Origin of the sequence: Tolypothrix sp. VBCCA 56010 (assembly GCF_050875635.1) — a bacterium.
In the GTDB taxonomy this organism is placed as follows: domain Bacteria; phylum Cyanobacteriota; class Cyanobacteriia; order Cyanobacteriales; family Nostocaceae; genus Hassallia.
In genome coordinates this window covers 1-4,527 of sequence record NZ_JBPAOH010000286.1, presented here as the reverse complement: position 1 = coordinate 4,527, position 4,527 = coordinate 1, and the positions used below count along the sequence as shown (strand labels likewise).

General features: G+C 44.6%; 5 protein-coding genes. All 5 read right to left on the bottom strand.

The window, feature by feature from the left end; translation table 11 throughout:
* Positions 1-392: 392 nt before the first annotated feature.
* Positions 393-530, bottom strand: a complete 138-nt coding sequence (locus tag AABK37_RS40540) for a reverse transcriptase N-terminal domain-containing protein (protein WP_432557033.1) — start codon at positions 528-530, stop codon at positions 393-395.
* Positions 481-807 (bottom strand): hypothetical protein, encoded by a 327-nt coding sequence (locus AABK37_RS40535; protein WP_432557034.1) that lies wholly within the window; start codon positions 805-807, stop codon positions 481-483. The genes AABK37_RS40540 and AABK37_RS40535 overlap by 50 nt, the downstream gene beginning before the upstream one ends.
* 1,601 nt (positions 808-2,408) lie before the next feature.
* On the bottom strand, positions 2,409-2,714 hold the full coding sequence (locus AABK37_RS40530) for a hypothetical protein (protein ID WP_432557032.1): 306 nt from the start codon (positions 2,712-2,714) through the stop codon (positions 2,409-2,411).
* 142 nt (positions 2,715-2,856) lie between these two features.
* Positions 2,857-3,156 carry a hypothetical protein gene (locus AABK37_RS40525; RefSeq protein ID WP_432557031.1) on the bottom strand — a complete coding sequence of 100 codons (300 nt, stop codon included), beginning with the start codon at positions 3,154-3,156 and terminating at the stop codon, positions 2,857-2,859.
* Positions 3,157-3,466: 310 nt separating this feature from the next.
* Positions 3,467-4,378 carry an alpha/beta fold hydrolase gene (locus AABK37_RS40520; protein ID WP_432557030.1) on the bottom strand — a complete coding sequence of 304 codons (912 nt, stop codon included), beginning with the start codon at positions 4,376-4,378 and terminating at the stop codon, positions 3,467-3,469.
* Positions 4,379-4,527 lie beyond the last annotated feature (149 nt).

The window sequence follows — 4,527 nt, the reverse complement described above, 5'->3', positions numbered from 1 at the left end:
ATAGTGTAGCAACAATAACCGTGTATTACCAGGAGCAAAAAGCAACTTGCATTAGATAGCTCTCGAGACTGCTTCTACCGCGTAATACATGGATGGTCACACCAGACCTTATATGCTGCACTGTCCTCGCGATCGCTTGCAATCAAAGGTTCGGTTGCAGCATGATGTTAAACATAGCTACAATATCCCCAAAGCTCATTGGACTTAGTGCAATATGAACACACCGTCGGGATACCCAAAGGTCGTTTCTCATCCGTTCGGTGGTTTGGGAATTCAAACCCGTCGTGTCGGCTTCACCTTTGAGTTGAGTTTTAATTCGGCAACCAGAATCAGACGTGCTGCTGGGGATAGGGCTTTCACCCGATCCACTGAGAAGCGTTTTCTTCCCCTGGTTATCTTGTGTTACAAGGGCGTACCGAAAGACACTTGGCTGACGAGGATCTCATCAGCCTCCTCTGGAGTCTGCGAACCGCTTTGACATCACCACGAGCTGAGGCTTTGTAGATTCGATGACTGCAACTTGTAAACACGCTTCTCTAGCTTGCGCCAGTTAATGTGTCTCGATTCCACCGTCGATTTTTCACCAACTACTTTCCTTATAGGTTTTTCCTGAAGGGGAATGAATCCTTCTGGAGTCAGGTCAGACCTTTTTGGTAGTAGGTCGGTAAATTGTCGCGTTTTAGACTTATTCATTGCTACTGACAACCCTACATTCCAAATCCGAAGTGAGTCTGTCAGCATATCCTCACCATTACAGTCAGGCATTCGCTTTTGACCGTCGCTTTCCGAGTCTCCGGCTTTGCTCAATCGAACCTACTCGTTACATGCGGTTAACACCTGCTCAGTCTCGACCACCACCAGAGTAAACGCTGTTGTTAATTCGTTGCGAATAACCATTGTTTTCAACCGTTAGAGTGATGCTATCCGCCGGGTTTATCGGGAGTGCTTGCTGGTCAAGGTATCATTTGCCAGCCCCCTATCCTGTGCCTTTTGGTTCTTTGCGTATACAGCGCCGGGCGAGCGCACTCTTAGTGGTGACGACGGTTCAGATGCATCTTCGCACTTCGCTACTCATAGGTTCTTGCTTGAAGAGAATCGGCTTGGGCTGCTAGTTCTTACTCGTTTTCACCCCGATGCGCTCCCATTGATGCTTAGTCGCTACTAAGCAAAGTCGAGCAGTACGCGCTGCACCTGCGGGGAGGGAATTCTCTTTTGTACTCTCGGATTTCCTTGGAGTCACCCTCATGGTTATTCAGTTGTCATCTGTGAGAGATTAAAGTGCGAACTCCACCCCGAATGGGTTATCTCACAAAAGCCAGTCATCCCTGAGTATTACTACTCATTTCGACTGAACGAATCGCACTATCCCATCCATTCAGAAGCGTCTTTTTCCCTTGATGTCTTGACTGATTTTACGCACGGCTAGAAGTTTTGCCGACCGAGAACTCATTAACAATCGCTCTTTGTCTGTGAACTGTTTTCACATCACCACGTTGAGAGGCTCGATAAATGCGATGAGTGCATTTTGTACACCCGTCGTTCCAGCTTGCGCCAGTTGATGGATGCCCATGTTTCCGTAGTCTTTAAACTCGTATAAACCATATTTTATGCTACTTATTCCTTTATCTTCCCAATCACCGTGAGTACGTCTGCATATCCCTTGTATTACATAAGGGCATAATCGCTTCTTAACTCAATCTCTCCCACTCGTTGTATCCGGTTAGTACCTACTTGGAGAATCGACCTCACCAAGAACGTTAGCTCTTGTTAATTCGTTCCGACTGACCATTCTTTATGCCCTTAGAGTGATGCTCTCCACCTGGTTTATTGAAAGTGCAAATTGGTCAACGTTATACTTGCCAACTCCTTACCCTTTGCCTTTTGGCTCCAGTATTGTTCAGCCTTATTACACTGGTTGTTTCTTAAGATGCTTTAAACACACCTTCAAGCTTTCGCTTTTACTCATAGGCATTTTGCTCGATGCGTACCAGTTTTAGGCTACCAGCACTAACACCTTTCATCCCCGCTTTACGGATTGATGACTAGTCGCGTTGCCTTTGGGGAAGTGCTTTCACCGCTGCACTTGCGGGGTAGGATTTACACCTACATGGTCAGTCAGTTGTCTTGGCGAAGCCTCTCCCTTTGGGAGAAGGTTCTATTAGGATTTCTCCTATTATTTAGCCCTGCGCCTAATCCCTGAGTATTGCTACACATTTGTCGGCAACGAATCACACACGTTTTCTAACAGTGGCAGCTTTGCGGGGGAAGCTTAAGAGCGGAAACGTGCCTTCGCTATGCGCCTGTCCCTCAGTAGTTTTCGGCGTTTTTCCTTATAAACATTAACTGCGGTTAGAGAATCATTTTTACTTAGTACATCTGATACTAATGATTCTCTTACTGTGGAACAGTCAAAAGAAGCGCGAATCATGAGTATTTTCTATTAGGGCAACAGTACTATAAAATTCGCTTTCAGCAACAGAGGTTAAGGGAGTTGTAATCTTAACTACCGTCTCCCAGTTGCCCTCAGGATCGTAAATCTCGATGTATATGTCGTAATTAAGGACTTTTGACCTACCAATTCGTCGTTGTCCAATAACCTCAAAGTCGCCACTAAAAGAGCGATAAATTTTTTGCCAAGTCTTGGGAATGGCTATATATGCAGTATGGTTAGCCTGAAAAGTAAACAGAGATAACTGTTCTGATGATTGATGCATAATTTATATTCCAGAGTTTTTAAAATTGAGCTGCTTGTGATTAAGCAGCTTTTTTATTCCCGTCTGGGTTCAATGTGTTGTGTTAATAGTTCCCAAACGGAAGTAGAGTTACTTACTCATAATTTCTCGGTACACGGCTTGGTCAAAAACCAGACATGGCAATCAGAAACTCAGTCAATCCGAAATGTTTTTCTTTCCACCAACTTTCACGCAAACAGCCAATTAACCAGCCGTTGGGGTTAGGTATTTTTGGTTCACCTTTAGAATCGGTTTCGTGACCACCTTTTTTAACAAAATACTCTAAAGCTGGTTTAAGTTCTGTCTCTAAATCGTGTAGAAATAGCTCCGAGGTATTTTTATGAGCGGGATTGAAGTAAATGCCATATTCAGCACAAAGGTTTTGTGAACGGATTAAGCAGGTACGTAAGTACCCGTAGTTCAATCAACTTGATAAAAGCCGCCCAGTGCCTAGATAGTTTTGGGGGGCTTTTTAATTTTTTATCCTTGAGAAAACGAGCGTGCGATCGCGCTTAACTGCTGCATCATCTCTGGCTCCTCTTGCACATGGTTGTGGTTTTGACATCAATTTTTCCAGGTGCAAGATATGAGTATAACAGTTCTGGAATTGTTAAGAAAGATCCGGGTAATGCATAGCCTATAAGTGGGCGGGGTTATTGACAATTTATTGTAGTAATGCGTTTCTTCTAGGAGTCTAACTCCGCGCCTTTGCGCCTTTGCGCCTTTGCTTTCTCCTAACTCCTGACTATTGACCGGATGTGATTGGCAACTGCATCCGGCTGCTCTAACATTGCCAAATGTCCGCAATCAGGAATTTCAATAACATTGTCACCACAATATTGGAACAGAGAATGAAAGCTAGCTAAATGGCGAACATACTTCGGTTCCATAATTTTATCTTCCGCACCAGCTAAGAAATAAACTGGTTGTTTAATTTTGGATACCAACTGGGGTAAGCGGTTAATTTCTTCCTCAGTTGTTGAGTCTAGCAGCGTTCCTAGAGCAGCTTCCGGGTCAGCCACAACAAAATCAATCACCCTTTGACGTGCCCAAAAGCGATCCAAAGGACGTGCCACAGTATCTCTAGTAAACAGTAAATCAATCAAAGGTACTTGGCACAGCCACCTCGGACGGATTTGCAATAATCTCTGACCTGTTGAGCGAAACTGCTCAAAAGCTTCTTTGAGATAAATTCCACCACCTGCGTTAATACAGATGACACCCTTAACGCGATCAAGCATTTGTGCCGCACCCCAAAGAGCGATCGTGCCTCCCAAAGAATGACCAATTAGCCAAGCACTGCTAATATTCATCTGTCGCAGAAGAAGTGCTAAATCCTGAGCATAAGCAGCTGGAGTATAAACAGAATCGAACGGATAGCCAACTTGACAACGGTCATTGTCAGTTAGGCTCAAACTAGATGTGTCTTCGCGACTAAAATCAATTTTTGCCTCAGGCTGGGACTCACCAAACCCACGCAAATCATAAGACAGGCACTGGAAATCAACTGATAAGTGAGAAATCACAGGTTGCCAGTATCCACGGCTATTGAGCCAACCGTGGATAAAAACTAAAGCATGGGGGTAGGTCGTGGGAGCCGTTAGCTCGTATGCGTGTGGAACGCCCAATATTTCAATTTTTGCCATAATTCCATCGTACCCTTAAGGGCGGGCGCGACTAAATACGAGCGAGTTAGTAGGAGCGTGGTTGGTGGATAGTGGTTGGTCAGGACTTACGCAACTGGCACATTTATCTAAAAACTGTCACATTGACTTACTTTTGCTCTAACGCTTAG

Excerpts from the sequence above, each read along its gene's own strand:
- AABK37_RS40530 (WP_432557032.1), bottom strand. The coding sequence starts at position 2,714 with ATGCATCAATCATCAGAACAGTTATCTCTGTTTACTTTTCAGGCTAAC.
- AABK37_RS40520 (WP_432557030.1), bottom strand. The coding sequence starts at position 4,378 with ATGGCAAAAATTGAAATATTGGGCGTTCCACACGCATACGAGCTAACG.